At 62.3% G+C, this 26,995-nt stretch carries 23 protein-coding genes and 4 pseudogenes; 13 read left to right on the top strand and 14 right to left on the bottom strand.

The features are described from left to right. The first annotated feature begins 26 nt into the window (after positions 1 to 26). Entirely contained in the window at positions 27 to 1,550 is a 1,524-nt protein-coding gene (locus ACAG21_RS02940) for an MFS transporter (RefSeq protein WP_370494489.1), read from the top strand. Then, positions 1,547 to 2,362, top strand: a complete 816-nt coding sequence (locus tag ACAG21_RS02935) for a class I SAM-dependent methyltransferase (protein WP_370494488.1) — start codon at positions 1,547 to 1,549, stop codon at positions 2,360 to 2,362. Before ACAG21_RS02940 ends, ACAG21_RS02935 begins: the two co-directional genes overlap by 4 nt. Positions 2,363 to 2,524: 162 nt before the next feature. On the opposite strand, the pseudogene ACAG21_RS02930 reads toward ACAG21_RS02935, so the two are convergent. From ACAG21_RS02930 to ACAG21_RS02915, 4 genes and pseudogenes are all read right to left on the bottom strand, one after another. Further along, positions 2,525 to 2,770: pseudogene (locus ACAG21_RS02930) on the bottom strand (hypothetical protein); the annotation flags it as partial. A 346-nt stretch (positions 2,771 to 3,116) separates the two neighbouring features. Then, positions 3,117 to 3,758 carry an SDR family oxidoreductase gene (locus tag ACAG21_RS02925; RefSeq protein ID WP_127821025.1) on the bottom strand — a complete coding sequence of 214 codons (642 nt, stop codon included), beginning with the start codon at positions 3,756 to 3,758 and terminating at the stop codon, positions 3,117 to 3,119. A 206-nt stretch (positions 3,759 to 3,964) separates the two neighbouring features. After that, positions 3,965 to 4,948, bottom strand: coding sequence for an MDR family oxidoreductase (locus tag ACAG21_RS02920; RefSeq protein WP_127821024.1), 984 nt, complete (start codon positions 4,946 to 4,948; stop codon positions 3,965 to 3,967). 14 nt (positions 4,949 to 4,962) lie between these two features. Beyond that, the gene (locus ACAG21_RS02915; protein ID WP_225593064.1) at positions 4,963 to 5,595 is read right to left on the bottom strand and encodes a TetR/AcrR family transcriptional regulator; all 633 of its coding nucleotides are present in this window, start codon (positions 5,593 to 5,595) and stop codon (positions 4,963 to 4,965) included. A gap of 177 nt (positions 5,596 to 5,772) precedes the next feature. Here ACAG21_RS02915 and ACAG21_RS02910 point away from each other — a divergent pair, with 177 nt between their 5' ends. From ACAG21_RS02910 to istB, 3 genes and pseudogenes are all read left to right on the top strand, one after another. Continuing rightward, positions 5,773 to 6,354: a TetR/AcrR family transcriptional regulator gene (locus ACAG21_RS02910; RefSeq protein ID WP_164870660.1), complete on the top strand. Its 582-nt coding sequence runs from the start codon at positions 5,773 to 5,775 to the stop codon at positions 6,352 to 6,354. Positions 6,355 to 6,679: 325 nt separating this feature from the next. After that, on the top strand, positions 6,680 to 7,921 hold the full coding sequence (istA, locus tag ACAG21_RS02905; RefSeq protein ID WP_225593065.1) for an IS21 family transposase: 1,242 nt from the start codon (positions 6,680 to 6,682) through the stop codon (positions 7,919 to 7,921). Further along, positions 7,921 to 8,601: pseudogene (istB, locus tag ACAG21_RS02900) on the top strand (IS21-like element helper ATPase IstB); the annotation flags it as partial. The gene istA and the pseudogene istB, both read left to right, overlap by 1 nt. A gap of 28 nt (positions 8,602 to 8,629) precedes the next feature. Here the strand turns inward: istB and ACAG21_RS02895 are convergent. The 3 genes and pseudogenes from ACAG21_RS02895 to ACAG21_RS02885 all read right to left on the bottom strand — a co-directional run bounded on the left by ACAG21_RS02895 (position 8,630) and on the right by ACAG21_RS02885 (position 11,677). Further along, positions 8,630 to 10,274 (bottom strand): annotated as a pseudogene (locus ACAG21_RS02895) (tyrosine-type recombinase/integrase). 24 nt (positions 10,275 to 10,298) lie between these two features. Next, on the bottom strand, positions 10,299 to 10,613 hold the full coding sequence (locus ACAG21_RS02890) for a helix-turn-helix transcriptional regulator (RefSeq protein ID WP_011777793.1): 315 nt from the start codon (positions 10,611 to 10,613) through the stop codon (positions 10,299 to 10,301). Beyond that, positions 10,610 to 11,677 carry a tyrosine-type recombinase/integrase gene (locus tag ACAG21_RS02885; RefSeq protein WP_225593067.1) on the bottom strand — a complete coding sequence of 356 codons (1,068 nt, stop codon included), beginning with the start codon at positions 11,675 to 11,677 and terminating at the stop codon, positions 10,610 to 10,612. Before ACAG21_RS02885 ends, ACAG21_RS02890 begins: the two co-directional genes overlap by 4 nt. 139 nt (positions 11,678 to 11,816) lie before the next feature. On the opposite strand from ACAG21_RS02885, the pseudogene ACAG21_RS02880 reads away from it, so the two are divergent. Beyond that, a pseudogene (locus tag ACAG21_RS02880) lies at positions 11,817 to 11,975 on the top strand (ATP-binding protein); the annotation flags it as partial. A 27-nt stretch (positions 11,976 to 12,002) separates the two neighbouring features. Beyond that, positions 12,003 to 12,665, top strand: coding sequence for an isochorismatase family protein (locus ACAG21_RS02875; protein ID WP_225593104.1), 663 nt, complete (start codon positions 12,003 to 12,005; stop codon positions 12,663 to 12,665). A 145-nt stretch (positions 12,666 to 12,810) separates the two neighbouring features. Here ACAG21_RS02875 and ACAG21_RS02870 read toward each other — a convergent pair whose 3' ends face one another. Together ACAG21_RS02870 and ACAG21_RS02865 are read right to left on the bottom strand one after the other, a co-directional pair. Then, positions 12,811 to 13,038, bottom strand: a complete 228-nt coding sequence (locus ACAG21_RS02870) for an anti-sigma factor (protein WP_127821020.1) — start codon at positions 13,036 to 13,038, stop codon at positions 12,811 to 12,813. 366 nt (positions 13,039 to 13,404) lie between these two features. After that, on the bottom strand, positions 13,405 to 13,887 hold the full coding sequence (locus ACAG21_RS02865; RefSeq protein WP_370494550.1) for a YkgB family protein: 483 nt from the start codon (positions 13,885 to 13,887) through the stop codon (positions 13,405 to 13,407). A gap of 588 nt (positions 13,888 to 14,475) precedes the next feature. On the opposite strand from ACAG21_RS02865, the gene ACAG21_RS02860 reads away from it, so the two are divergent. The 4 genes from ACAG21_RS02860 (at position 14,476) to ACAG21_RS02845 (ending at position 19,064) form a co-directional block, all read left to right on the top strand. Continuing rightward, entirely contained in the window at positions 14,476 to 16,041 is a 1,566-nt protein-coding gene (locus ACAG21_RS02860; protein WP_206613276.1) for an aldehyde dehydrogenase family protein, read from the top strand. 61 nt (positions 16,042 to 16,102) lie between these two features. Further along, positions 16,103 to 17,227 carry an alkene reductase gene (locus ACAG21_RS02855; protein ID WP_127821018.1) on the top strand — a complete coding sequence of 375 codons (1,125 nt, stop codon included), beginning with the start codon at positions 16,103 to 16,105 and terminating at the stop codon, positions 17,225 to 17,227. A gap of 1,049 nt (positions 17,228 to 18,276) precedes the next feature. Continuing rightward, positions 18,277 to 18,927: an HAD-IIA family hydrolase gene (locus ACAG21_RS02850; protein WP_370494487.1), complete on the top strand. Its 651-nt coding sequence runs from the start codon at positions 18,277 to 18,279 to the stop codon at positions 18,925 to 18,927. Next, positions 18,912 to 19,064, top strand: a complete 153-nt coding sequence (locus ACAG21_RS02845; protein WP_370494486.1) for a hypothetical protein — start codon at positions 18,912 to 18,914, stop codon at positions 19,062 to 19,064. The genes ACAG21_RS02850 and ACAG21_RS02845 overlap by 16 nt, the downstream gene beginning before the upstream one ends. Positions 19,065 to 20,538: 1,474 nt before the next feature. On the opposite strand, the gene ACAG21_RS02840 is transcribed toward ACAG21_RS02845, so the two are convergent. Together ACAG21_RS02840 and ACAG21_RS02835 are read right to left on the bottom strand one after the other, a co-directional pair. Then, complete coding sequence (locus ACAG21_RS02840) at positions 20,539 to 21,366, bottom strand: LLM class F420-dependent oxidoreductase (protein WP_033717695.1); 828 nt, start codon at positions 21,364 to 21,366, stop codon at positions 20,539 to 20,541. Between the two features lie 118 nt (positions 21,367 to 21,484). Further along, entirely contained in the window at positions 21,485 to 22,231 is a 747-nt protein-coding gene (locus ACAG21_RS02835; protein ID WP_127821016.1) for an SDR family NAD(P)-dependent oxidoreductase, read from the bottom strand. 151 nt (positions 22,232 to 22,382) lie between these two features. On the opposite strand from ACAG21_RS02835, the gene ACAG21_RS02830 reads away from it, so the two are divergent. Then, positions 22,383 to 23,831, top strand: a complete 1,449-nt coding sequence (locus ACAG21_RS02830) for a bifunctional alpha/beta hydrolase/OsmC family protein (protein ID WP_225593105.1) — start codon at positions 22,383 to 22,385, stop codon at positions 23,829 to 23,831. 823 nt (positions 23,832 to 24,654) lie between these two features. Here ACAG21_RS02830 and ACAG21_RS02825 read toward each other — a convergent pair. Beyond that, positions 24,655 to 24,888, bottom strand: coding sequence for an anti-sigma factor (locus tag ACAG21_RS02825; RefSeq protein ID WP_127821061.1), 234 nt, complete (start codon positions 24,886 to 24,888; stop codon positions 24,655 to 24,657). Beyond that, the gene (locus ACAG21_RS02820; RefSeq protein ID WP_127821062.1) at positions 24,885 to 25,526 is read right to left on the bottom strand and encodes an RNA polymerase sigma factor; all 642 of its coding nucleotides are present in this window, start codon (positions 25,524 to 25,526) and stop codon (positions 24,885 to 24,887) included. Before ACAG21_RS02820 ends, ACAG21_RS02825 begins: the two co-directional genes overlap by 4 nt. A gap of 443 nt (positions 25,527 to 25,969) precedes the next feature. Between ACAG21_RS02820 and ACAG21_RS02815 the strand changes: the two genes are divergently transcribed. Further along, positions 25,970 to 26,506, top strand: coding sequence for an HD domain-containing protein (locus ACAG21_RS02815; protein WP_127821060.1), 537 nt, complete (start codon positions 25,970 to 25,972; stop codon positions 26,504 to 26,506). A 12-nt stretch (positions 26,507 to 26,518) separates the two neighbouring features. Here ACAG21_RS02815 and ACAG21_RS02810 read toward each other — a convergent pair whose 3' ends face one another. After that, on the bottom strand, positions 26,519 to 26,986 hold the full coding sequence (locus ACAG21_RS02810; protein WP_127821059.1) for an NUDIX hydrolase: 468 nt from the start codon (positions 26,984 to 26,986) through the stop codon (positions 26,519 to 26,521). Positions 26,987 to 26,995: the final 9 nt, after the last annotated feature.

Raw genomic sequence — 26,995 nt, 5'->3', positions numbered from 1 at the left:
TGTCTATCAGATTTACCGTCTTGTCCATGGGTAAGAATCTCGCGCTCGCTGTCATCTGCCTCGGCGTCTTCGTCATCAGCGTCGACGCCACCATCGTCAACGTCGCCCTGCCCACGCTGGCACGCGAACTCAATGCCGACACCTCACAGTTGCAATGGATCGTCGACGCCTACACCCTGGTCATGTCCGGGCTGTTGCTGTCGGCCGGCAGCTTCAGCGACCGCTACGGCAGACGCGGTTGGCTCAATGCCGGCCTCGCACTATTCGCGATCACCTCGGGCCTTGCGGCACAGGCGAATTCAGCGGATCAGCTGATCGCGGCGCGGGCCGCCATGGGCGTGGGTGCCGCGCTGATCTTCCCGACCACACTGGGCTTGATCACCAACATCTTCACCGACCCGGTGCCCCGCGCCAAGGCGATTGGGCTATGGGCGGCGATGGTCGGTGTCGGCGTGGCCGTGGGGCCGATCAGCGGTGGTTGGCTGCTCGAACATTTCTGGTGGGGCGCTATCTTCATGGTGAACATCCCGATCGCGGTGGTCGCCATCGCCGGCGCCGTCCTGTTCGTGCCGACCTCTCGTGACCCCGCGGCGCCACGCGTCGACGTGCCCGGCTTGGTGCTGTCGGCGGCCGGCGTCACAGCGCTGGTCTATACCGTCATCGAAGCGCCGACGTGGGGCTGGACCAGCCCCCGCGCCGCAGTCGGATTCACAACCGCCGCGGTCCTGCTCGCCGGATTCGCATGGTGGGAGCGCCGCAGCACCCATCCCATGCTGGACGTCACAGTGTTCGCCAATCGCCGGTTCTCCGGTGGCAGCCTCGCGGTGACCGCGGGCTTTCTGACGTTGTTCGGCTTTATCTTCGTCATCACGCAGTACTTCCAATTCATCAAGGAGTACAGCGCTTTTCAGAGCGGCGTGCGGTTGCTGCCGGTCGCCATATCGATCGCGTTGGCCAGCATCCTGGGGCCGCGACTGGTCGAGTGGATCGGCACCACCGCCGTCGTGGCCGGCGGACTGGCCGTGTTCGCGGCGGGTCTGGCGTGGGCATCGACCGCGGACGCCGCGACGAGCTACGCCGAGATCGCCGCGCAGATGCTACTGCTCGGCGGCGGCCTCGGCCTGACGTTTTCGCCGGCCACCGAATCGATCATGGGTTCGCTGTCCGCGGACAAGGCCGGGATCGGCTCGGCCGTCAACGACACCACGCGTGAGCTCGGCGGCACCCTGGGAGTTGCCATCGTGGGCAGCGTCTTCGCCTCCGTCTACTCGGCACACCTGGGCTCCGCGTCCGCGCTGGCCGTATTGCCGGCCGGCGTCACCGCCGCGATGCGTAACTCAATGGCTGTGGCGCACAAGGTGATCGAACAGCTTCCCGCGGAGCACGCCGGCCCAGTTCGCGACACCGTCAACCGCGCCTTCCTGGACGGCCTGCACGTCGGCTCGCTGGTTTGCGCGGGAATCGCACTGGCCGCGGCGATCGCCGTCGCGGCCCTGCTACCGGCACGGCAGTTAGAAAGCGCTCCTCACATGGAAAGGCAAGCAGCATGAACACCACCCAGGGAACCCAGTATTCGACCGGCCTCTCCCAGCACAACATCGAGCAGGCGTTGCTCGCCGCCGGAAAAGACCTCGAGCACCTGGTGCCCGCGGACCTCGGCCTGCTGGAGGACTTCCACACCATGGGCCGCATCGCGACCGCTGCGCTGGTGGACCTCGCCGGGATCACCAGTTCCAGTGCGGTGCTCGATGCGGGCAGCGGGGTCGGTGGCACCGCGCGTTACGTCGCCGACCGCTTCGGCTGCACCGTCACGGCCGTCGACCTCACCGAGGAATACTGCGAAACACACCGCTGGCTCAACCGGCTCGTCGGGCTGGGCGACCGGATCTCGGTTCACCAGGGCGATGTCACCGCGCTCCCCTTCGCCGATGCCGGCTTCGACGTCGTGATCAGCCAGCATGTCCAGATGAACGTGGCCGACAAGGCGCGCCTGTACGCCGAAGCCCGCCGGGTGCTGGTCAACGGCGGCCGTCTTGCCCTGTGGGACATCACCATTGGCGATGGCCGCGAACTCTCCTACCCGCTGCCGTGGGCCGACCAGCCCGCACACAGCCATCTGGTCTGCCCCGACGACTTGCGTTCGGTCATCGAGTCGTGCGGATTCGTCGTCGAACAGTGGAACGATCTCACCGACCAGGCGGGCGCCATCATGCAAGCCCTGCTGGCTCAGCCCGCCGGCCCAATGGGCCTGCACGCCTTCGTGGCCGACTTCGCCCGCAAGGCGCAGAACCTGACCGGCGCTTTGTCGGACGGGCGGCTACGGGTCATCCAGGGAATCGCCCGAGCGGACAGCGCGGGTTAACTACCTTGAATGCCTGCCGGTTGGGGGGTCGTGGGGTGGCGGCGCTGTCGGTTTGGTAGTTGGCCCGACGCGCGCGCGATACGATAATTATGCCGGGTGAAGTGAACGAATTTCCTTGTGCACCAGCGTGTTTGATATTCAGCACCGGTCCCGGTGACCGGTCTAGTTGGTTGGTGGTGGTTGGGGTTGGAAGGGTTCGTACCACCACCAGTCTGCGCGTTCGCCGGTGGGTCCGGGGCATGGTGGGACGGCGGGTGGCGGTTGGGTGGGTGGGCGTGCCAGCGATCCCGGTCTCAGTAATCGGCCGTCCTCGTCGGTGATGGTGAGGTGGTCGGCGGGTCCGGTGAGGGTGATCAGGCCTCGGTGGTGCAGCCGGTGGTGATACGGGCAGAGCAGCACCAGGTTGGTTGCAAGTCGTTCATCTACCTGCTTCTTGCCTGCATTCTCCCAGGGTGGCGGTGTGAGCGTGAGCAGAGCTGGGTGAGCGGCAACGTACCCACTGAAGGCCGTACACGATCGATGCGGTTGTGCTGCCTCCCTTTGAGTGAAGTCTCTTTAGATGTTGTTCATCGCCTGCGGAGCATGCAGCCAATGACGATCCGCTTGGCCTGCTCGTACTCGGCCTAGGCGGTCCAGCGCTCCCGCGAAGGTGAACTAACGCCGACCGATTGAGCCCGACGCAGGCTGCGACCACAGGCCCAGAGTTCGCATTGCGCCTGGGCTATCCAACGGCTCTTCCCGATCGCGTCCGGAATTACTGCCATGCGGGCTTGTCGGCGTCGGTGCCTGGCTTGTTTACTCCCAGTGAGCCGTGGACTTCTTGTGAAGGATCGTTAATCAATCGTACGACGAGTGCCGCGATGCTTTTTCGGGATACCTCGGTGCCTTTGAAGGGTTCTCCTTTTTGGGTGATCTCGTAGTCCACTTCGTCTTTGTCTGTAAGCCATGCGGGTCTGATGATGGTGTAGTCAAGGCGCGAAGACTCGATCACTTTCGCGGCTGCGGCGTAGGTTTCGAGATAGCCGCCGTCGAGCATCCGGTGGTTCCAACGGCCAAACTCGCCGGGGACTTCGTCGTAGATCCCTAGCGTCGAAATCCAAATGAGCCTTCGCACGCGAGCGCTCTCAAGCGCAGTGACGACCCCACAGGCTTGGTCCACGATATCTTTACCGCCAAGGTTGGCATAGACGATGTCTTGTCTCTCGACCGCTTGTTTCAGGAGATTTCCGTTAAGGACATCACCTTCTACTACCGTTGCACGGAGGTCGGGCAAGTTGTGCAAGCGTTGGTCGTTCCGTAGGTAGAGGGTGAGATCGACGCTCTCGTCGTCGAGCAGTCCGCGTACTGCGATTTGCGCGATTCTGCCTCCGGCGCCAAGTACAAGAACTCGTGCCACGAATGCTGCTCCTTCTGTTGTCGTGTCTGGTGGGCGTTATAAGCGGCCAGCAAGGTATTTCCTACTCGGCCGAGTCCGGCACGACAAATACTGGCGAGCTGACGGGATCCTCGCTTGTGCTGATCGCATCCTGCGGGAGAGCACGTCCCTATCGTGCAGGTAACCGCCAGCAGTGACCATCCCGCACTGCTCCAGCAATGGGGGAGTTAGCGATTCACGTCAACGATGATGCGGCCCCTCACTCGGCCCTCAAGAAGATCTGTTGAAGTGGAGATGGCCTCACTGAGGCCGATCTCGTGGCTGATCTCGCCTAGGTGTCCGGCGTCGAGGTCGCTGCTCAGCCGGCCCCACGCAGTGACGCGTTTGGCGTAGGGTTGCGTGACACTATTGATACCCAACAGGCTCACCCCGCGCAGGATGAATGGCGCAACAGTGCCTGGCAATTCCATACCTTGAGCCATGCCACACGCGGCGACCGCACCCTCAGCACTGGTGGTGGCGCACACATTGGCCAATGTGTGGCTGCCCACAGAGTCGATAGCGCCGGCCCAGCGCTCGCTGCCCAAGGGGCGGCCCGGTTCGGCGAGCTCGGCTCGGTCGATCACCGCAGCCGCACCCAACCTCCGCAGATAGTCAGCCTCAGCGAGGCGGCCGGTTGCCGCGACGACCGTGTAGCCGTTGCTCGCGAGCAGCGTGACCGCGATGCTTCCGACGCCGCCACTGGCACCGGTGACGAGTACTTCACCGTCGCTAGGGGTGACCCCGTGTTGTTCGAGTGCCATCAGGCAGAGCATCGCTGTATAGCCCGCAGTGCCGATGGCAGTGGCCTGCGCCTCGGTGAACGAGGCGGGAAGTGGCACTAGCCAATCCGCCTGAAGCCGAGCGATCTGCGCAAGCCCTCCCCAGTGGGTCTCGCCCAGTCCCCAACCGTTCACCAGAACGCGATCACCCGTTCTATAGCGCGCGTCATTGCTGGCCTCAACGACGCCGGCCAAGTCGATTCCCGGGACCATCGGGAAGCGGCGGACGACGGGGCCCCTACCGGTGATGGCCAGGGCGTCTTTGTAATTGAGGCTGCTGTATGCGACCCGGACGGTCACTTGCCCCTCAGGTAGGTCGTCGCTGCCGAGCCGCCGCATTTCCGCACGGTAGTCCGTGTTGGTCTTCTCAACCACAATCGCGCTGAACATCGTATTCCCTTCTCCTACGCGCGGGCACACGCGAGGAATCCACTGAAAAACATGTCGAGCGGTTCGACTGTCCGAGCAAGTTTGGCGCGCAATACCGCGCCCTCCCAACCGATCCAGAAGAAGCGTGATAGCGCGGCGCAGTCGGTGTCGGCCGGAAGATCTCCTACGTCAACGGCCAGCCGCAGGCAAGCATGTAAGCGCTGTTCCCAGTCCTCAAGTGTTTCTTCGAGTTTCGTGCGATAGCTCTCGGGAAGTGTCCGAACTTCTTGCCCAAGATTGCCAACAAGGCATCCACGATCAAACCTGTGTCTAGCCATTCCGGCTTTCGCGTCCTCGACGAAAAGGGTCAGACGTTGCAGTGGTGGCAGACTGTGGTCCAACAGCCAGCGATCAAGTTTGCGCGCGAAATACTCCGCGTAGCTCTGCAGCACCTCCAGACCGAAGGCGTCTTTGCTGTCGAAGTAGTGATAGAACGAGCCCTTCGGTACATCGACGCGCTTGAGCACCGATTCAATACCTGTCGCAGTGAGGCCCTGCGCAGTCAGGATTTCCATCCCGCAGCGAAGCAATGCTTCCCGCGTGTCCTCGCGGTCACGGCTGACTTTTGGCGGCCGTCCACGACGAGGCCGGACAACGGGAGAGCTCATGGTGATGATATTAGACCGATTGTCTCTAAATGTCCACGGTGGGCGTCCACCGTCCCCAACGAGTTCGTGCTACGTAATGGCGCACCAAAAAGGCTCATCTGACCGGATATGTGCGCCTGGACGCGCGTGGTCGAGTTGGTGTCATGCGGTCCCTGTTCGGTCAGTTACTCTGCTCCTGTGCCTCGCCCGGGGAACCCGGATATCCGCAGGCGGTTACTCGCCAGTGGACTCGAGCTTTTCTATGCCCGTGGCGTCAACGCGACAGGTGTCAAGGAAATTGCCGATCGTGCCCACGTGCCGAAGGCGGCGTTCTACACGTACTACAAGAGCAAAGAGGCCTTTGTTGTCGCAGTGCTGGAACAGTACTGGCTCGAACTTCAGGACCGGTCGGGATCCTTACTGCTAGGTCGCGGGAGACCGGTTCGCCGCCTGCAACGCTACTTCGCGGTGATCGCCGACGAACACGAGCGCCACACCTTTATGCTCGGCTGCCTAATTGGCAATCTCGCGCTCGAAGTCTCAGCCACCAGTGAGTCGGTCCACGAAAAGCTACGCGGCATTGTTTGTGCTTGGGAGCACGAACTCGCCGCTGTTTTCACAGAGGGAACGCCTCAACGGCGTCGCGAAGTCGCAGGTTTGATTATCGAAGCGTGGGAAGGGGCAGTGCTTCGCGCCAAGATCGATCGCACCCGCGCTCCATACGACCGTTTCTCACGAATAACCTTGCCGCAGTTGGTGGGTTTGGTCGGCACGCCCTGAAGTCCCGCCTCCATCATCGAGGTCCGAAAGGCCGGACTTGTTGATATCCGACCGGTCGTCTATTTATACTTGTCGGGCGCTGCGGTGTGTCGCGCACTAGCGCCCGATAGGAAAGGGACTCCCATCCAATGTCGACTTCATCCGTGTACGACGAGCCCGCAGAGCCCGGACTTCCGCCATCTGGCTTCCACCTTGACGTGACGCACGCTGCACTCGTAGTGACTGATGTCGACGGCACGTGAAATCTGACCCCGGCGCGGCAACTGAAAATTGACCCCCTGGTCCGGTGGCCTGGCTTTAGTCGAGCCAGGAGGACCAGAAGGGAATGTTGTCTGTGGAGGATTGGGCTGAGATTCGTCGTCTGCGTCGGGCCGAGGGCCTGCCGATCAAGGTGATCGCTCGGACGTTGAACATCTCGAAGAACACGGTGAAGTCGGCGCTGGCTGATGATGCACCACCGAAGTACGAGCGCGCGCCGCGGGGTTCGGTCGTCGATGAGGTCGAACCGCGGATAAGGGAGCTGCTGCAGGTCTACCCGAGGATGCCGGCGACGGTGATCGCCGAGCGGATCGGGTGGCAACGCTCGATCCGGGTGCTTTCGGCGCGAGTGGCTGAGTTGCGGCCGGTGTATCTGCCACCGGACCCGGCCTCGCGTACCGCCTACGCCGCTGGTGAAATCGCCCAGTGCGATCTGTGGTTTCCCGACGTCGAGATTCCGGTCGGCTTCGGCCAGACCCGCACCGCGACTCGGCTGCCGGTGCTGACGATGATCAGCGCCTATTCGCGCTGGCTGCTGGCGATGTTGATCCCGTCGCGGCGAGCCGAGGACCTGTTTGCTGGGTGGTGGGAGCTGATCAGCGGGCTCGGTGCGGTGCCGCGGGCGCTGGTCTGGGACGGTGAAGGCGCCATCGGTCGCTGGCGTGGCGGGCGGGTCGAGCTGACCCAGGAATGCCAGGCATTCCGCGGCGTGCTGGCCACCAAGGTCATCGTCTGCCGGCCCGCCGACCCGGAAGCCAAGGGCCTGATCGAACGCTCCCATGACTATCTGGAGCGCTCCTTTCTGCCGGGACGGACGTTCGCGTCGCCGGCAGACTTCAACACCCAACTGCAGGACTGGCTGGCGGTGGTCAACACCCGCACCCGCCGTGCTTTGGGCTGCGCTCCAAGCGAGCGGATCAGCGCGGATCGGGCGGCGATGCTCGCGCTGCCTCCGGTCGCGCCGGCGGTGGGTTGGACTGCGGCGTTGCGGCTGCCGCGCGATCACTACATCCGTCTGGACGGCAACGACTACTCGGTGCACCCCAGTGCGGTGGGTCGGCGGGTGCTGGTTCGCGCCGATCTGGATCAGGTGCAGGTGTTCTGCGACGGGCAGAGCCTCGCCGCCCACGACCGGATCTGGGCCACTCACCAGACGATCTCTGATCCCATCCACATCGAGGCGGCGAAGGTGTTGCGGCGCAGACGAATCCAGATTCCACCGCCACCAGCCGAAACCGAGGTGGCGGTGCGGGACCTGACGGCCTACGACGCCGCGTTCGGAGTCGATCTCGACGGCGGAGCCGCCTGATGGCCACCACCAAAACCAGCACGCCCGGCCGCGATGTCAGCGCCGAGCTGGCCTATCTGACCCGCGCCCTGAAGGCACCCACCCTGCGTGACTCGATCGCCCGGCTCGCTGAACGCGCCCGCGCCGAGAACTGGACCCACGAGGAATACCTGGCGGCCTGTCTGCAACGCGAGGTCTCCGCTCGTGAGTCCCACGGCGGTGAGGGACGCATCCGCGCAGCCCGCTTCCCGGCCCGCAAGTCGTTGGAGGAGTTCGACTTCGATCACGCCCGCGGACTCAAACGCGACATCATCGCCCACCTCGGGACGCTGGACTTCGTCACCGCCCGCGACAACGTCGTGTTCCTGGGTCCACCCGGCACCGGAAAGACCCACCTGGCCATCGGACTAGCGATGCGAGCGTGTCAGGCCGCCCACCGCGTCCTGTTCGCGACCGCCGCCGAATGGGTCGCCCGGTTAGCCGAAGCCCACCAGGCCGGACGCATCCACGCCGAACTGACCCGACTCGGGCGCTACCCACTCATCGTCATCGATGAAGTCGGCTACATCCCCTTCGAACCCGAAGCTGCCAACCTGTTCTTCCAACTGGTCTCAGCCCGCTACGAACGCGCCAGCCTGGTCGTGACCTCCAACAAAGCCTTCGGCAAAGCGCACTTGTTCGCGCGAACCTGTGCGGAAGTGGCGTTGAAACGTGACATGTTTGCAGGTATCAGGGTTGCGCGAGGTGGTCGGGCAGTCGGCCCTCGTCGAGGTGATCGGCGAGATAGATCATCGCTCCTTCGGGTCTCATCCCGAACGCTGCCGCGACGAGTTTCGGGTCGATCGTATTGACCAGATCGGCCAGCCGGGTACTGCGCAGCATCTTGGGTGGCAGGCCGCAGGGATCGAGCAGATGACTCATGTAGGCCTCCGACGCCGGTCGCCGGTCGGCTTTGGTACCGCGCGTGACGATCACGTGCGGGTTGTTGGTGCGCTGGGTGTCGCGGTGATCGAGGCTGCGTTGCAGCGCGTTCCAGCTGACCGGGTCCAGCGGCACCGGGTGGGGGCGCGTGCCGAGGCGGATCGAGCGGTCACTGGTGTCGATGTGGTCGACCTGCAGCAGGCGCAGCTCACGGCTGGAGACACCGTGCAATATGGCGAGGAGCCCGAAGAGGGCTTCGTGCGGATGCGCAGCGGGGTCGGCGCTCCAGCGGCGAAATAGGTCGCGCTGTTGCGTGATGGTGAGTGTGCGGCCACGAAATCCCCTGTGCCGCTTGGCTGACATGCCGTGTGTCGGGTCCACGAGCACCACGCGACGATTGCGTGCGAACCGGAAGAACTGGCCCAACACGGTCAGACGTCGCGCTCGGGTGGTGCGGCAACTCGGCGAGGAACGCCTCGATATCCGTGACGTCCACGAGTGCCCAATCCTGCTTGCCCCGTTGCGCTTCGAGGAAGTGAGCCAGGTCTCGCACTATCGTCAACGCTGACTCGATGGTGCGGTCGGAGCGGGGGCGGGTGCCTGCACGCCGGGCCCGGTCGCGGTTGTGCAGCATGGATTCGGCGAAGGCCGCGACAGCGACGCGCATCGGACCCGGTGTGGCGTCGATCCGTTTCTGCCGTCGTCCGGCGGCCAGCCGCTGGTCCTGGTCGGTGGCCATCGCCAGGCCGTGCTCGGTGAAGAACGCTTCCAGAGCGCGAGCCAGTGATCCCATCGACCGGCCAGGTCGGCGGGACCGCTCGAGCACGCTCTGCGGGTGGTTGGGGTGTTCGTCTTCGAGGAGTCGAGCCAGCGTGGCGATCATCCTGCAAGCGCGAGCGGGGCAGTGACGGGCGGCCAGATACGCGACGAAATCGCCGAGCCAGCCTGGTGGTTCAGCGAGCGCAGCGGCCAGGGTCTCACCGCGCACGAACGGCCGGTCCGGGTGGCGCTGCCAACATCGCCCGCACATGCCGTGCGCGGCGTGGCGGCGCAGCTCACCGCAGGACACACAGATGCGGGGCGGATACTTTGGTGGGCGGGGCCGCGAGCACGGGCCGCACCACCCCGTCGACTCGCGCAGATAGCCGGGCTTTGCGCAGCGCGGGCATGTCGATTTCGCGGCGGCGAGCGTGGCCCGCTTCTGACATGGCCGGCATACCGTTTCACCGCGGAATTTGATCGGACCGCCGCATTCGCGGCAGCGGCGTGAGCACAGCATGCACCGGTCTGTCTCCGGCAGCACGATCCGGTCCCAGCCGCAGCCCGGGCATCGTGCCTTGGCGGCCTGCGCCCGCAACCGGCGGGTGCAGTGGCAGCAGTGCTCGCGGCCGATGTATCCCACCGGTGCGCCGCAGTCAACGCAGTCTCGTTGTCGTTTCCCCACCAGCCGCACCCCGTTCCGAAACGTTGGGTGGGCCTACATTGGCGGCATTGATCGGCCCCGCGCGGTGGCGGTCTTGGGCTGCGAGGCGACCGGGCGCGGTCGTGCGGCAGGCTGTTCGACTGGGGTGGTGTCGATCTCGAACAGGTCATCCGGGGTGCAGTCAAGCGCGGTGCACAAGGCGATCAGCGTCGAGACCTTGATCTGGCTTGGCTCCTTGGTGAACAGCGCTGACACCGACGCCGCCGACAACTCCAGACCCGCGCGCTCGGACAAAAGCCGCCGCAGTTCGGTGCCGGTCCATACCTCGCGCTGGGCCGCGGCCATCCGCAGCCGCCAACGAATCCTCATGCCGTCCCATCCTCTCCGCTCAGCTCGGCCAGCGTCGAGGTGACCGCGCGTCGGTAGGCGTCCTCGATGAACGTCGCCGACGGCCGCACGTACCGCATGGTCGAGCTCACCGTCCAGTGCCCCAAAAGCTGTTGAATCGCAACCAGATCCACACCACGCTCGTAGTTGTGGGTGGCGCAGGCCCGGCGCAGCGCGTGCGGGCTGAATCGCTCGGTCGCCGGTCGCCCCTCCAGCTCCATCAGATACCGCAGGCGGTTGCGGATCGTGCCCCGATGCAGTGCGCCACCGGACTCGTCGGCGAACAGCACCGGCGAGTTCGGGAACTTCGGCCGCACGTCGGCCAGGAACCACTGCAACAACACATCCAGACCGTCCAGCATCGGCACCCACCGCGGCCGGGGACCGGACATGTGGGCGGCCTTGCCGAACCGCACGTGCAACTTGCCGAACGGTCCACGATCGAAATGCACGTCCGGAATCTCCAGCAGCGCTGACTCTTCCGACCGCAGCCCAGCGTGATACAGGGTCCGAAACATCGCATAGTCCCGCGCGGCCGGCCCGTACTTGCGGGCGGTGGCAATCCGAGTCTTCAGGAACTCGAAGAATGCGCTCACCCGCTCCGGGGTCGGCGGCGCCGCGACTGCCGGCGAGTCGTCGCCCACGTGCCGGGACGCGTTGAACTCATCCACCGGGCACACCAGCCGCGCCCCGAACGCGGCCTCGATCTCGGCAGCCTTGCGGGTCTGCAGGAACCGATGGAACCCCTTGAAGATCTGCACGTACTCCCGCCGCGTCGACGCCGCCCGCCCCGCCATCGCCAGCTCACCGACCACCCGATCGATGTCCTCGCTGGTGACCTCCCACGCCGGACACCCCAGCGCCGTCAAGGTCCGCTCCAACAGCCCGATATCGTTGTCGATCGTCACCGGGCTGAATCCTCGGGCATGCCAGGACGCCACGAACGCATCGACGCATTCACGTTGAAACACAACAGGATCGGCGCCAACAGGCTCGACCGGTGCGGCGCCACCGGGAATCAGCCGCAGGCCCTCCACTCCCCGCACACCTTCTTCCCGCCTAACCAGTTAAGGCGACACCTAATATATCGCGATCACGCCTTGAAGATCGCTAAGACACGCAGAACAGCCGAAAGCCCAGCTAGCAGGAGAAATCAGCCACAACGAACATGTGCCAGCTCCAGTTCGCTGGGGCGAAGTATTCGGCGACGACGTCGTCGCCGCCGCCATGATCGACCGCCTCGTCCACCACGCCGAAGTCATCACGCTCAAGGGAGACAGCTACCGACTCAAAGACCGAGACCTCGGCCGCACACCTACCGCGGCCACCAATGCTGAGGAATAATCACCAACCACCCCGGGCAGGGGGTCAATTTTCACCTGCCGCCAGGGGGTCAAGTTTCAGCCGCCGTCGACAACTGACCCGCAAAACGACTTTCTCAGCCCCGATGGTGCGACATGGTCGGTGTTCGGAGCCAGCGTCGAAGACAACGGTACTGTCGAGCACATCGACCAACTACTGTCAGCCGCCAAGAAGGCAGGGATCACGGTTGCGATCTCTCCGCACTATTACTATCCATCCGATCAGGACTGGCAATTCGGCGGACCGCTTGAGCGCTTCATGCACAGCGTCGGAATGTTCGCACGAACGCATCCGCTGCAGCTGGAAGGGTTCGACGGTTCGGGCGCGGACTACCTCGAGCGGTACAAGAACCGCATCCTGGACGGAAAGACGGTGGTCGCTTCTCCCCATAAAATCGTGGGCCCGCAGTCCAACGATCTCGTACTACAGCTTCGCAAACGCGCTGTGACCCAGGTTCTTCTGGCTGGAATGGCCGCGAATCTGTGCACCGAAAGCCACTTGCGTGAGCTGATCGAACAGGGCTTCGAGGTTGTCGTCATCCGTGACGCGACTGCGGGTGCACGGTTGCCCGAAGGCGACGGATACTTGGCCGCCCTGATTAATTTCCGATTCCTCGCCTCAGCTATCTGGACCACCGATCAAGCGGTGGCTGAGTTGGCGCAAGCCACCTAAAGATCGATGGGCTGGCGGCAGCAAAGTTGGTGTATCCATTGTTGCTGAGCTGAACTCGGTTGCTCACCCCCCCAGGAGTCGACCACGGACCGGTGGCCACCCTCCGTGGTTGATTCTAGGCACCCACGTGTGAATTCTGCGAAGCTCAGCGGCGCCGTTGATGAAAGTGCGCCGATAACGTATCGCGCAGCGTGCTCTTGAAGCCGACCACGGGGATCTGATTCAAGATTGCGATCGTCGATATGTATTGAGTGCGATAGTTCGCGCATCCATCGCACTCGGACAGGTGCGTTTCGAGCCTCATGTGGTCGCTCGAACCGAGCGAGTCGTCCAGGTATTCGATGAGTAGTTCGACGAGTTCGTTGCATCTCATCTGTCTGGCATCCTTTCATGTAGTGCATGAGCGACCGACTCGCCGGCGACCTTGGTCCCCGGTGCTTGAGGAAATATTCCCGTGGTCGGCTTCGTTGGTCCGACTCCTCGTCCAGTTTCTCGCCGTCAAGGGACTGCGATCTTTCCTCCTACGAAAGTTCGCTGACGACCCTGTGAGCCGAGGTGACTAGTCCTGGGAAGAGCCGATTCCTTTGCGTAAGAGGTGTCCTTGGTAAGGGCTTCGGTGATTGGGTGTCGTTGCGTAGTCGCGTGCGAGGCGTGGCGTCGTCGGGCTTGCAAGTCGACAACTTGCACGAAGCCGCCCTCGTCACCCGCACGAAGCAAGGTGACGAGGGCGGCTTCGGTCTCAGCGGCGTGTGAGTGCATCGACCAGCGTCCAGGCAGAGATTCCGAGCAGTGCGACGTCCTTGATCAGGAACTGACCAGTCGACGACAACACCGGGAAACCTCCAGCTGATGCTTCGAATGCACCAGGGGTACTGAGCACGAACGTCAGTGTTGTGGCGAACATACCGATGGCCATGAGACTACCGATCGCTGAGGTTCGAGGGAACCACGGTTTGACGGCGAGCAAGACGGCGATTGCGATCTCGACTACACCGAGTAGCGACGAAAAGGTGGTGATCGAAAAGATGTCGTACAACCAAGACATGAACGGGCTGTTCGACACGAATGGCGCAATGCCGTTGGCTTCGTACTCTGTAAACTTCAGCATTCCGATCCAGGCGATGACGACGACCAGCCCGTACCGTGCCAGGCCCGCGCCGCTACGTGCTACTGGCGACTCTGGGCGCACGCCGGCTTGAATCTGCTCGCGGATGGTAGCGATCATGATGACTCCCTTGCTAGTTGGGTTGACTACACGGCTGAGTGCTATGCACTTCGGAAAGCGTTACAGCGCAGCCGCTTAGGTGGGTGTGCGGTACGTCATAGCTCCTGCGGGGATCTTGTGGGTCGAGATCGACAACGCGGAGTGCGAGGTCTCGTCCTCGACCATTGACACCATTTGGGTGCCCGCTGTCGGCTCCGGTCGAAAAGTGAGCAAGTAGTTCGGGAGCAGACTGCGCAGGATTCAACCGGAGCCGACAGCCCGCGCCCTTCCGCGCGGCGCTGCGGTCGACGCCAAGTTCCTTTTAGTCGCGGTAACGGCACAAGTCGGCTTACCCGCCCGTCGGGGCGCAATCACCTGCGCAGTTCGGCGAGTCCCTATTGAGTAGGGATCGTCCGAGTTGAGCCGCGCAGCAGGGAGCGCACCTCAAGCACGGTCACGCACCGACGGCCACCAACCAGCCGACCCGACGGTGTTAGTTAGCGCAACCAGGCACCTCGGCCCTTGCCATCTGGATATCGCGCTATTGGGATATTGACGTATCTCGATATCTAGGTTAGAGTCGGTGGCACCACGTCGTCAGGGGTGGTGAACAACGAAATCGCGGAAGAGGTTGAGCCGGTTGCACTTCCGGCCCGCCTGTCCGCCAATCAGAAGGAGAAGCGCGCCATGTCCACGTCCCAGTACGCTCCGGACCGCAGCTACGGAATGTTCATCGACAACCAATGGGTGGACGCGGAGTCCGGGGAGACGATCGACAGTATCAATCCCGCGACGGGTGAGGTGCTGACTCGTATTCCCAGTGGAACAGCCGCTGATGTCGATCGCGCGGTCCAGGCGGCGCAGCGTGCGTTTGCGGGCTGGAGGGCGACCACGGTGACGGAACGGGCGAACGCGTTGAACAAGATCGCCGACCTGCTGGAGGCTGACGCCGAGCGTTTCGCGGTCCTGGAGTCGCTGGATGTGGGCAAGCCGATTCGCGAGTCGCGCGTTCTCGACGTGCCCATCGCCATTGATCACTTCAGGTACTTCGCCGGAGTGATTCGCAGTCACTCAGACGAGGCGGCCGTGCTTGATGAACAGACCCTCAGCCTCGTGCTCAGCGAACCGCTTGGTGTGGTTGGTCAGGTGATCCCCTGGAACTTTCCGTTGTTGATGGCAGCCTGGAAGATTGCCCCGGCAATCGCCACAGGGAACACCGTTGTGATCAAGCCATCGGAGATGACGCCCGTCAGCATTTCCGAACTGGCAAAGATTTTCGCGCAGGTTCTTCCCCCCGGTGTCGTCAACATCGTCACCGGCACAGGTCCGGTTGCCGGCCAGGCAGTGCTGGATCACCCGACGGTACAGAAGCTGGCATTCACCGGTTCCACCCGCGTCGGCTACACCGTCGCTGAAGCTGCAGCCAAAAGGCTGGTACCAGCAACACTGGAGCTGGGCGGCAAATCGGCGAATATCGTTTTCTCCGACGCTAATTGGGACAAGGCCGTGGAGGGAGCAGCGCTGGCGATTCTATGGAATCAAGGTCAGGCCTGCGAATCCGGCGCCCGCCTCTTCGTTCACGAGTCGATCTACGACCGTTTTATCGAGGAATTGAAGGCCAAGTTCGCCACGGCCCGCGTGGGGGATCCCCTCTCACCAGACACCCAGGTGGGATCGTTGATCAGCAAAGCCCAGATGGAGCGCGTGTTGGGCTACGTCGAAACCGGTCGTGCTGAAGGTGCCACAGTTTTGACGGGTGGTCGCCGGCTCACTGGCGGGGAATACGATGCCGGATTCTTTGTCGAGCCGACAATATTGGTCGATGTGCGCAACGATATGCGCGTTGCATCCGAAGAGATCTTCGGCCCCGTTCTCGTTGTTATCCCATTCAAGGACGAGGATGAAGTCGTCGCCTTGGCCAACGACTCAGAATACGGACTCGCCGGCACGGTCTGGACCCAAGACATCAACCGTGCACTTCGCGTGGCACGCGCGGTCGAGACCGGTCGGATGTGGGTGAACACCGCCCATGAGATCCCTGCGCATGCACCTTTCGGGGGCTACAAGAAATCCGGTCTGGGCCGCGAAGCCTACAAATCCATGCTTGACGCGTACACCCACAAGAAGAACATCTACGTGAGCATGAACGAAGCTCCGCGCGGACTGTTCTAAATCGCGTATCCCATTGCAGCACAAGATTGAAACCATCACACGAACACCAGAAAGAAAAGAAATGAAAGACTCAGTTCTGTTCACCGCAACCAAGCTCGGCCCCTACGAAGTCAGAAATCGCATCGTTCTTCCCCCGTTGACCCGTTCGCGCAGTTCGCAGCCCGGCAACGTACCCAACGAACTCATGGCGGATTACTACACGCAGCGCAGTGGTGCCGGGTTCATGGTAACCGAAGGTACGCAGATCGAACCGCGTGGGCAGGGCTACGCCTGGACACCCGGGATCCACAACCTTGAACAGGTTGCGGGTTGGCGCAAAGTCACGGATGCGGTTCACACCGCCGGTGGGGTGATCTTCAACCAGCTCTGGCACGTGGGACGGGTGTCGCACACGTCGTTGCAGCCCGACGCCGGCGCACCAGTCGCCCCGTCGGCCATCACCGCGGACGCCGTGAAGGTTTTCGTCGAAACGGGCCCGGGAGCCGGAGCGCTGGCGCCGCCGTCGCCGCCGCGGGCTCTGACGACCGGCGAGGTCAAAGACGTCGTGCAGCTCTACGCCGACGCCGCGCGCAATGCTCTCGACGCCGGATTCGACGGGGTGGAAATCCACTCCGCCAATGGGTACTTGGTCAACCAGTTCATGTCCACCCACACTAATCACCGCGACGACGAATACGGCGGTTCCCTGCAGAATCGCCTCCGGTTCCTGCGCGAGGTGGTCGAGGCGGTTGCCGGCGTCGTCGGTAAAGACCGTCTGGGTGTGCGGTTTTCGCCATTGTTCACCACCACAGGCGAAGACCGTGTCTACCTTGGCCTTGTCGAAGACGACCCCCATGAGACCTACATCGAGGCAGTAAAGATCCTCGAAGAGGTTGGCATCGCATATGTGTCGTTGGCCGAGGCCGACTGGGACAACGCTCCTGAAATGCCGGAAAGCTTCCGTGTCGCAGTACGCGAAAACTTCAGCGGAACCATCCTACTGGCGGGCAAGTACACCGCCGAACGTGCAGTCCGGGCTATTGAGGCTGGCTGGGCTGACTTGATCGCCTTCGGCCGACCGTTCATCGCCAACCCAGACCTGCCCGAACGGATCGCCAACAACTGGCCGCTCAACACCCCAGACCCGACCACCATGTACGGCGGTACCGAGAAGGGCTACACCGATTACCCCACCTACCGTAGCTAGCAACCGAACCACGTCTTGCCGTGCAGTCGATCAGGCTGCACGGCAAGACGAGTCCACCTCGGACACTCCGCAGCCCAGCCGAACCGGCTACGAGGAAACGTTTCATGCGGACCCAACCGCGGAGTCGCCAACGAGGTACGACATGCGGCGACGACGATCACCGATGGGCCGCGCAGCGTTCTGGCCAACTACCCAGCGCATCGGCACAAACTCGCAGGTACGCTAGCCGTTATACACGACAGGATCCGCAACATGTCCGTTCTCGAGCTCTCGGTGTGTCGAACTAGCAACGCCGCCACTGGATGTAGGCCCACGTTTACTAACTACTGTGCAACATCCGTCAGATTGGCGGCCCACCCGCGTATCATGACCACGAAAGGGATCATAAATGCTGAGTACTTCGCCTGAGCCTACTAATGTCCAGAATTCAATAAGTATTGATGTTAACGAGGCATTGAAAGCCCTCGATAACTCTACCCGATTAACGATACTCAGTTGGCTCAAGGATCCGCGAAAAAATTTTCCCGAACAGGAAATTGATCCACAAGAAGTCGGCGTGTGCGTGAGTATCATTCAAAAGCATGTCGGATTATCACAGTCGACAGTGTCATCATATATGGCAGTTCTGCAACGCGCGCAATTGGTAACCTCCCAACGGATCGGGCCCTGGACATACTACAAAAGGGACGAAAAGAATATTGAGTCGCTGCTGGAGGCCTTGAACGCGCTGATTTAACCGCTGCGCGCCCTCCTTCGCAGGCCAACTGAGCACGAGTCAGCCAGATAATAGCCTGCGGTAAAATCGACAGCCGTCATTTCGCTTTTAACTGAACAGGCGAGGACGCGGGGCTACCATCCTAAACTGAGACGGCTTGATATTGCCTCGCGCAGCCCAGCCGGGCATCCACGTCAACGCTATACCGTTACAGAGGCAACTCCACTATGTCACCAAGTTCTGACAAACAGATCGGCGCCGCCCCAATCGCTCTTCCCGAACGTTCTCGATACATCCGGCACATGCGGCAGGTCAGTCATTTCACGGAGTATCGATGACGCCAACGCCTGTCGTATTCAGCGACCTGGACGGTACGCTATACGTTGGTGACGAGCTCGTTCCCGGCGCGCCCGAGGCTGTGACAAGACTCCGAAACATGGGTTGTACGCTCCGCTTTCTCACCAACACCGATACTGTGCCACCACAGACCCTCCAAGAAACACTGCGCGAGCGCGGATTCGACGTTCGTGTCGGCGAAGTTTTCACCCCCGTAGCCGCTGCCCTGCAACTCTTTGAAGCAACGCGCGGCCGGATCAACGTATTGCCGGTGGTGTCAAGCGCCTTGCTTCCGACATTTGCCCCCTACCGCCACGCCGGCGGTGCGATCACCCATGTCGTCGTCGGCAACACTCACGACACGCTAACGCATCAGCTACTCGACTTGGCGTTTCGCGCTCTCGAGCGCGGTGCGACCCTTATAGCACTCCAAAGAGGGAAGTATCGAAAACGCCCCGACGGCAACCATATCGACACCGGTGCGATCACGGCAGCACTTGAGCACGCCACCGGCGTCACCAGCAAACTTCTCGGCAAACCATCACCAGAATTTCTGCGATCCGCCGCAGCGAGCGTGCCCGTCAAGCCGAACGCACTCTGGCTGATCGGCGACCAACCCGCCACGATATTGCCATGGGAAACGCGGTAGGCGCACACACAATCCAGGTACGCACCGGCATGTATGCCGACCAAATCGACCTTACCCAGACACATCCCGCAGAAACCACTCTGGACTCCATCGTTGACATGCCCGCTTGGCTAACGCGCAACGAGCACCAGCACTGACAGCCATCTAGCCGTACGACGGTGCCTGCGCTGTGAGTGTGGCAGTAACCGGTGTACGCGGCTTTACGGCCCGTGCCGCCAGACGTGCTCATCCACCCCGCGCACCGCCACGCCATCCAAGCGGGCCTGGTCAGCGATGAGCAAACCGCTGGCCCACCGTCAGTTCGGCTGAGAGCGCCCCGCGGCGCCTTCGGCTCACACCGGACCGCCTATGACCGATCAACCGAAAGGCCCGCTGGCACTGGGAAGCCGTCCCACCCGGCGCCACGAGACCAGCAACCGCGACCCGCCCACAAGCCTGACCCCGTCAACTGCGACCCGGAGTCCGGCGACCATCGCCTTGGACGGAAATCGAGACTAAGACGCCCTAATACCATCTTCCTAAATATACCGATATCACGATATCTAGATTAGAATCGTAGGAGTGACGCTCCGATCGGCAATTAATCTGCGAGGGCCGCAACTGACGCGGTGCCCAGCGAAGGTCGCCCAGCTGCTACTTGCCGGGTCGGCGTGCGTCGCTGCGATAGTATTCACCGCAACGGCGACAGCTGAGGATTCTGCTAGCGATGCTGGAGCTGAATCGCCCAGCATCAGAATGACACTCGGCGAGACGACGACCAAGACGACAGCTCCTTCTGAACCTCGCACGCCGTTCGCTGAGCCAGCCGTCAAGGCAATGGTGCCCTGCGGATTCACATTCGGCTGTTGAGCGTGCCCAAGAGGCTGTCAAGCTCGTCCCAATCGATCCAAACGACAGACCCAGTCTAGCCACCCGGATCTCTCATCCGAAACCCGTGAAGTGAAAGGTGTTTCGTGATCAGCAAGGACATGTCTGAGGCTGGGCGGCCGTCGCTGATGGCCATGTCTAACGATTTGACCACCAAGGTGGCAATCGCCTTCGAGTCTATCGGTCAGCCGGCAGTGCTGCGACTGACCCTGTCGATGACAGCGCAGCAGTGCAACAGCCTTCGATGCTGCGGTGTTGGACATATAGCATTGGCCCGCAACTTATTTGGAACGAGATGCTGTAGCAGGGGCTGACCAGATAATCGACTGTGACCACACCGCAGTGGACGTTGGAGCCACTCTGGTCCGGGCAAGTGTAGATGCCGGTCAGCCGTATCAGGGACCGACTTGGTGCGAGGGCTCCCTCATCGGGACACCTTGGCGCACTTGGTGTTGGATGTCGTTTTGCTTGGTCCATTGAGAAGGGTGACCGGGTAGATGCCCAGATTGCCGGCGGACTAGCTCGGTGAAGTTCCCCGAGAGCGTGGAGGCATCGACAATAGGGGTAGAGATGCCAGAGAAACGGAAGAAGTACGACTAGGAGCTCCGTGAGGGTGCGGTCCGGATCGTCGAAGAAACGGGTAAGCCGGATCGCCCAGGTTGCTCGTGACCTGAGCGCGTATGAGGGCACGCTGGGTAGCGCGGGCACGGGAGGCCCGCGAGGGTCGCGGTGAGCTGACCCAGTCTAGCTGTATGTATCGCGCCAGTGGATCATATCTTTGAGTTCGCGAAAGTCGAATCCGTCTGCGTCCGGGTGGATTTCAGTGGTAAAGAACGTTACCCCCATACTCGCAAATGCGTCGGCGTCGGCGCGGCCTGTCCAGTGCACTGCGCGTTCAATCGCCGACTCATCGCGCCCTACTACCTGTGCCAACTCGCCAAGCAGTGCATTCTTACGCCGGTACTCGGCGGGGCTGGCGAACGTATGCCAGATATCGGCGTACCGTGCCACCAAAGGCAGCGTGCGGCGCACCCCCATGCCGCCGATGAGAATCGGGATGCTGCGTGTCGGAGCCGGTATCAGTTTGTCGAGCCGCTCGCTTATGCGTTTCAGGCTGCTCTCGAATAGGTCCATCCGTGACTTGACGGTACCGTACTCGTAACCGTAAACGACGTAATCCTTTTCATACCAACCGGATCCAATCCCCAGAATCAGGCGGCCATCGCTGATGTGATCGACTGTGCGGGCCATGTCAGCGAGAAGATCCGGATTGCGGTAACCGACACCAGTTACGAGCAAGCCGATCTCGGCGCGTGAGGTGATCTCGCCCCATGAGGCCAGCGACGTCCAGCCTTCGAAATTATTGACGTCGGGCTGCACGGGTAGGAGCTCGGGCAACCCGTCGGAGGTCGGGGCGGTTGCGGGCTTATGGAAATGGTCGTAGCCGAAGATTGCGTCTACGCCGAGTTGTTCAGCGGTGATCACTGCGTCGCGCCAAGTGCGGTAGTCAGGGGTGTCTCCTGGCCACAGCTGCACACCGACGCGAATAGGCAGGTTCCGACGGCTAGACATATTGATATACCTCATATTTCAATGGGATGAACAGGACACGTATTAATCGATGCACGCTGCATTCGGCTCCCGTGTGATCGGAATTGATGGCAGCATGGACTGTGCGGTTAGCTGGTGTTCAGACGGCGGTGCGGCCGCCATCTACAGCGAGGGTGACCCCGTGGATGTAGCTGGCTTGGTCGCTCGCCAAGAACACAATCGAGTTGGCGATTTCTTCAGCCTGCGCGGGACGGCCCGCGGGAGCAGGGCCAACCAGCCTGCGAAGCCCCTCACCCATAGCTGCGGTGCCTTCGGTGAATGTCGGTCCTGGACTGACCGCGTTGACCCGTATGCCCCGCGGTCCGTACTCGGCTGCCCACGTTTTGGTGAGGGATACGACCGCAGCTTTGCTGGCGCCGTACAGGCTGGTTCCGACGTTTCCGTACTCGGCAACCATCGTAGTGACATTGACGATCACGCCATTGCCGCGTTCGGCCATCTTGGGGGCTAGTTCGGCTACCAAGAAGAACGGAACGCGAACGTTGAGATTGAACACCGCGGTGAAATCTTCTTCGGTCATCGATTCGGTTGGTCCGAACGGATAGATGCCGGCGTTGTTCACCAGCACGTCGATATGGCCGAGCCTTGTAACAGCCTCAGCAGCGAGCAGCCTCGCGGATTCGGCGTCGTGCAGGTCACTGCTGAGAAACTCGGCCTTGCCGCCCGTGGACTCGATCTCTCCTACTACCTGTTGCCCACGCTCCGCGTTCCGGCCTGACACTGCCACTACGGCACCGTGACTAGCCAGAGAGACGGCAACAGCCCGCCCGATTCCGCTAGTTCCGCCGGTGATGAGAACGCGTGCCTCGGACAGTTGGACAGCCATCGTTCATCCTGCTTTCTTATGGTCGACCGGATTGTGTGCCGCGGCCAAGGTTTTCTTCGTACGATCACATGCGACCAATGAGTGTGTGGACGACGGTCAAGCGTTACAAGTCTCGGCCGTCCCGCAGAGTGCTATAGGGTTCAGCGTGGCGATGCTCGCGCTGGAGCACCGTGTGTGCAGGGTCTGCTGGCAAGCCGATCCCGAGTGGAAGGACAAGTATTGCGTTCGTCGGGCTTACGACCCCGCCCACCGGGAACTGGACACCGCGGGCGGACTGACACATCCGGCCAGTTCTAGCGATGAGGAGGTCGTCCCGATGAGCAATTCAGAACGCGTGACGTTCGCTGGCAGTAGCGGTTCGCTGTCTGGGCGGCTGGAGACTCCAGAACAGCCGCCCACGACGTGGGCGGTATTCGCGCACTGCTTTACCTGTGGAAAAGACAACTCGGCTGCGGCGCGAATCTCTCGTGCCCTCACCGGCAGTGGTATCGGCGTCCTACGCTTCGACTTCACGGGGTTGGGGGACTCCGAGGGCGACTTCGCCGCGACAGGCTTCAGTTCCAATGTCGATGACTTGGTGTGTGCAGCCGACTTCATGCGAGCGAGCCACGGTGCGCCAACGATGCTGATTGGGCACTCCCTCGGAGGGGCTGCGGTGCTTGCGGCGGCGTCGCGAATCAATGATGTCAATGCCATTGCCGTTATTGGTACACCGGCAGATCCCGGTCACGTAGCGGGCCTGCTGCGCCAGTCACGCGACGACATCGCGGCAGGTGAGGCGACTATATCTATCGCCGGTCGCGAGTTCCGTCTGCAGCGGCAGTTCCTCGACGACATCGCAGCACAGCCCCAGCGGGAACGTATCCGAGCGGCCGACGCTGCACTCCTAGTGTTGCACTCGCCGACCGACCAGGTGGTCTCAGTCGACAATGCCCGAGAGATCTTCGACATCGCGCGGCACCCTAAATCCTTTGTCGCACTTGACGGCGCTGATCATCTGCTCAGCTGCCGCGACGACGCCGAGTACGCCGCTACTGTGATAGCTGCCTGGGCTGGCCGTTACCTGAAGCACCATGCGAGCACAGCTCTGACTCGCAGCGGCCCTCCGCCTAGTGACGACGGTGTCGTACGGGTCGCAGAGCGGGGTGATGCAGGAAGTCTCACCCAGGACATCACGGTCGGCTCGCACCGCCTTGTTGCGGATGAACCTCGTCCGATCAGCGACGACATGGGCCCCACCCCGTACGACCTATTGCTCGCCGCGTTGGGAGCCTGTACGTCGATGACGATCAGGATGTACGCCGAACGCAAACGATGGCCACTGGAAAGCGTGGTTGTCGATGCCCGCCATTCCCGTGTCCACGCGCAGGACTGTGCCGGGCTCGACAAAACGAAAGGGTTCATCGATCGCATTGAACGCCACATTATGTTGCAGGGACCACTGAGCGCCATCCAACGCGACAGGCTCATGGAGATCGCCAGCAGGTGTCCAGTGCACCGCACTCTCCGCTCCGAAGTGGACATTCGCACCACCGGGCGACTCCGTGACAGTAATCATTCCCAGCTTTCACCAGCATCCTCCATCATCGGCGACCGCTGAGCCACCCACGAGCCCGAAGCGCGGATCATGGGCCGCGAACGCTTCATCGCATGAGCCCATTGCGTCCCGTTGGCGTCGTTCGGATTAATGTCCGGTACAGAAGTGGTGACAGGATAGTTTGCGCGAATGCGCGTCCGACCGGGCACCGTGGCGCGCCGGAACCGCCCACAGGTAGCCTGAACCCCGCGGCGATGAGCTCGAAACGACTGCGTTGCTGTGCCGCAAAGTACGCCGATACTTTTTCTCACGAACGCGATATCGCGTTCCTTCTCGGCGATCCCCGTACGGAACCGGGCGCCAACTCGGCACGCTCGATCGCGGTCAGCCACCGTCCGGTGGAACCCTGTGCGCATCGGTGGCAGCGCCGTCCCGGAGCCTTTCGGCCGTCACCCATTGACGTAACAGGTGCTCGTGAACATTGAGCTCCCGGCCGATCTCGGCGCCCGGCTGGGCCACCATCAATCGCCCGCCGAGCGGCCTGAGCCTGGAACTCCGCCGTGAACGACCGACGAGTCCTGGACATACCCACATCCTCCCAGCGGAACCCCGTGCCCCGCTATCTCGGGTGTCCACTGAAACTGGGGAGGCTCACCATACACCAATGCCGTTGACCAAGAGCGTAAGCATGCAAATAGTTGCGCACGAATAGGTTTGGTCAAGTTACTCGGGACGAAGCCCGCTGCGACCTTCGCAAGCCGATGCCCGAGTCAAATAGCGCCTACCAACAACTGTGGCGCCATCCCCGCACGATCGCGCGTGCTTGCCAGGCGCCGGGACTGCTTCATTTGGCCCGCAGGTGGCACTCTGTGGTTGTAAAAGGGTGTCACCGCCAATCCTTGAAAGCCTCAAGTAGTTGCGCGCGGAATTCCGGTGCCAACTCGGTTTCACGGATCCGGCCGACCGTGCTGATAGTGACCCGAAACTGCTGCAGGTAGTTATCGCATCCGTCGCATTCGAGCAGGTGCTCGTCGAACCGCGCCCGCGTTTCGAGGTCGAGTGAGCCGTCCAGATAGGCAGTGACAATTTCGACGAGCTCGTTGCAATCGAGAGGGTTCACGACGCATCTTTCAGGTAATTTTCGAGAGCCTCTCGAATGACCGCACGGCCACGATGAAGCAGTACCCGCTGGTTCGCAGCGCTGATCTCGAGTAGTGCACAGACCTCATCGGAATCGAGACCGAGCATGTCGCGCATCGTCACGACAATGCGCTGACGCTCAGGCAAGGTATCGAGATTGCGCTTGGCGACCTCGGTGAGTTCTCTGCTGAGAGCCGAGCCCTCAGGGGTGTCCGGGAAAGGCGTCGGTGTCTCCTCCGCCTTCCAGTGCCCGGGTAGCTCGTCGCCAGCAGCACGGAACCGCTCGGGGTCAACTGTGCCGCCGGTGAACGCTTTGATCTGAGTGTCGACGTGCCTGCGTTCCTTGAGCCCTCTAGTCTTGGCGATATTGACAAGAACCGTAAAAAGCCAAGTACGTAGGGACGACCGTCCCTCGAATCTGTCCAAGCCCTTGAGGAGTGCGATCCACGTCTCCTGCACGACGTCCTCGGCATGCTGCTCACTAGGCACGTAGCCACGTGCCACCCGCAGCATCGCCGGAGTGTGACGATCGACCAACCGAGCAAAAGCTCGATGGTCGCCGGCGCGAAGTGCAGCGACCAAAGCGCCCTCGTCTTCCGAAACCGTGGCTGCGGTCATGGTCACTCAGCGACTGTACCTACCGGTATAGCGATGGCGCTACCGACGGCTCAGCCATACCCGTCATACCTCTATTGACCGGGATTCCCAATCGGGTGCGAGCCGAATTGCCTACATTTCGGCAGGCCTGCGCTCTCGAACGATTTGGTGAAATACATGTACAGTTCGGCCGGACGATGCGGCCGCGTGGTCTCATCCTTGATAGCAGTAAGGAAACTTATCACCGCGCAGGTCAGGCCTCTTGAATCACCTGGTGGTTGGCGGCGGACGGAGGGCGAAGCGTAGCGACCGGCGCGGACGGGAGCGCCAGCGGACGGGAGCAGAGGGAGCGAAGCGAAGACCGCAGGTAGCCGCCGGATGATGGTGACCCGATTGCGTGGACGCTGTGTGCTGGCGCTGTGTAGCCGCTGCGGCGTTTAGGTGGGGCTCGTAGGCTGGCCGGTATGAGTGGGGCACTGGCGCGGCGAGCACGGCGGGAGGCCGAGGCACGGCTGGTCGGGCAGCCTCAGCGGTTAGCGCATGTGCGCGGCGTGGCCGCTGCGGCCGAACGGCTGGGCCGACATTTCGATGGCGAGACTGCGCAGTGTTTGGTGGCGGCGGCATGGCTGCATGACATCGGTTACGCCCCCTCGGTGCGCCGGACCGGGTTTCATCCTCTGGACGGCGCGGTGTTTGTCCGCTCGACGGGTTTTGGCGAGCTGGTCGCCTCCCTGGTGGCCTTTCATACCGGAGCGCACCTGGAAGCATCCGAGCGCGGCGTCTCAGGACTATCGGAGTTCGGCGAACCGCCTCGTGATGTTCTGGATGCGTTGACGTTTTGCGATTTGACAACCGGGCCCGACGGGTCGCCGGTGTCAGCGGAGGACCGGCTCAGGGACGTGTTGGCGCGCTATGGGCCGCAGGATCCGGTGTATCGGGCGGTGGATGCTGGCCGCGAGGAGTTGCTGGCGGCGGTGGGACGGGTGCACGACTGGCTGTAGCCCCTGTGTGGGTCAGCCCAGGTAGGGCCTGTCGCGGTGTTGCAGGTAGTGCTCGATGCGCAGCCGCATCGACGGGTGCATATCCAGGCCGGCGATGTTGTCGGGATCGGTCCAGGCGATGTCGGTGCTTTCCTCGTCGATGGCCAGCTCACCGCCGAGCACCGTGGTCGTGAATAGCAGGGAGAATTGTTGGCGGACTTCACCATCGGTGAACGCCACGACGTGGCGCGGGTTGGTGTAGACACCGACTAGCCCGGTGACCTCGACGTCGAGCCCGGTTTCCTCTTTGACCTCTCTGACGGCGGTGTCGGCGATGGTTTCGCCGATGTCATGTCCGCCGCCGGGCAGTGCCCACAGGGTGTTGTCACGGCGTTTGATCAGCAGGATGTGACCGTGTTCGTCAGTGACGATCGCCGAGGCGGACGGGACAACACTGTTGGGTGCGGGGGCGTTCGGGTCGTTGTAGTAGTCGGTGCGCATCGACAGGTG

This window comes from Mycobacterium sp. pR1184 (assembly GCF_041287235.1).
GTDB lineage: Bacteria > Actinomycetota > Actinomycetes > Mycobacteriales > Mycobacteriaceae > Mycobacterium.
Note: the sequence above shows the minus strand (reverse complement) of the source record. Positions and strands in the feature narration are given on the sequence as shown.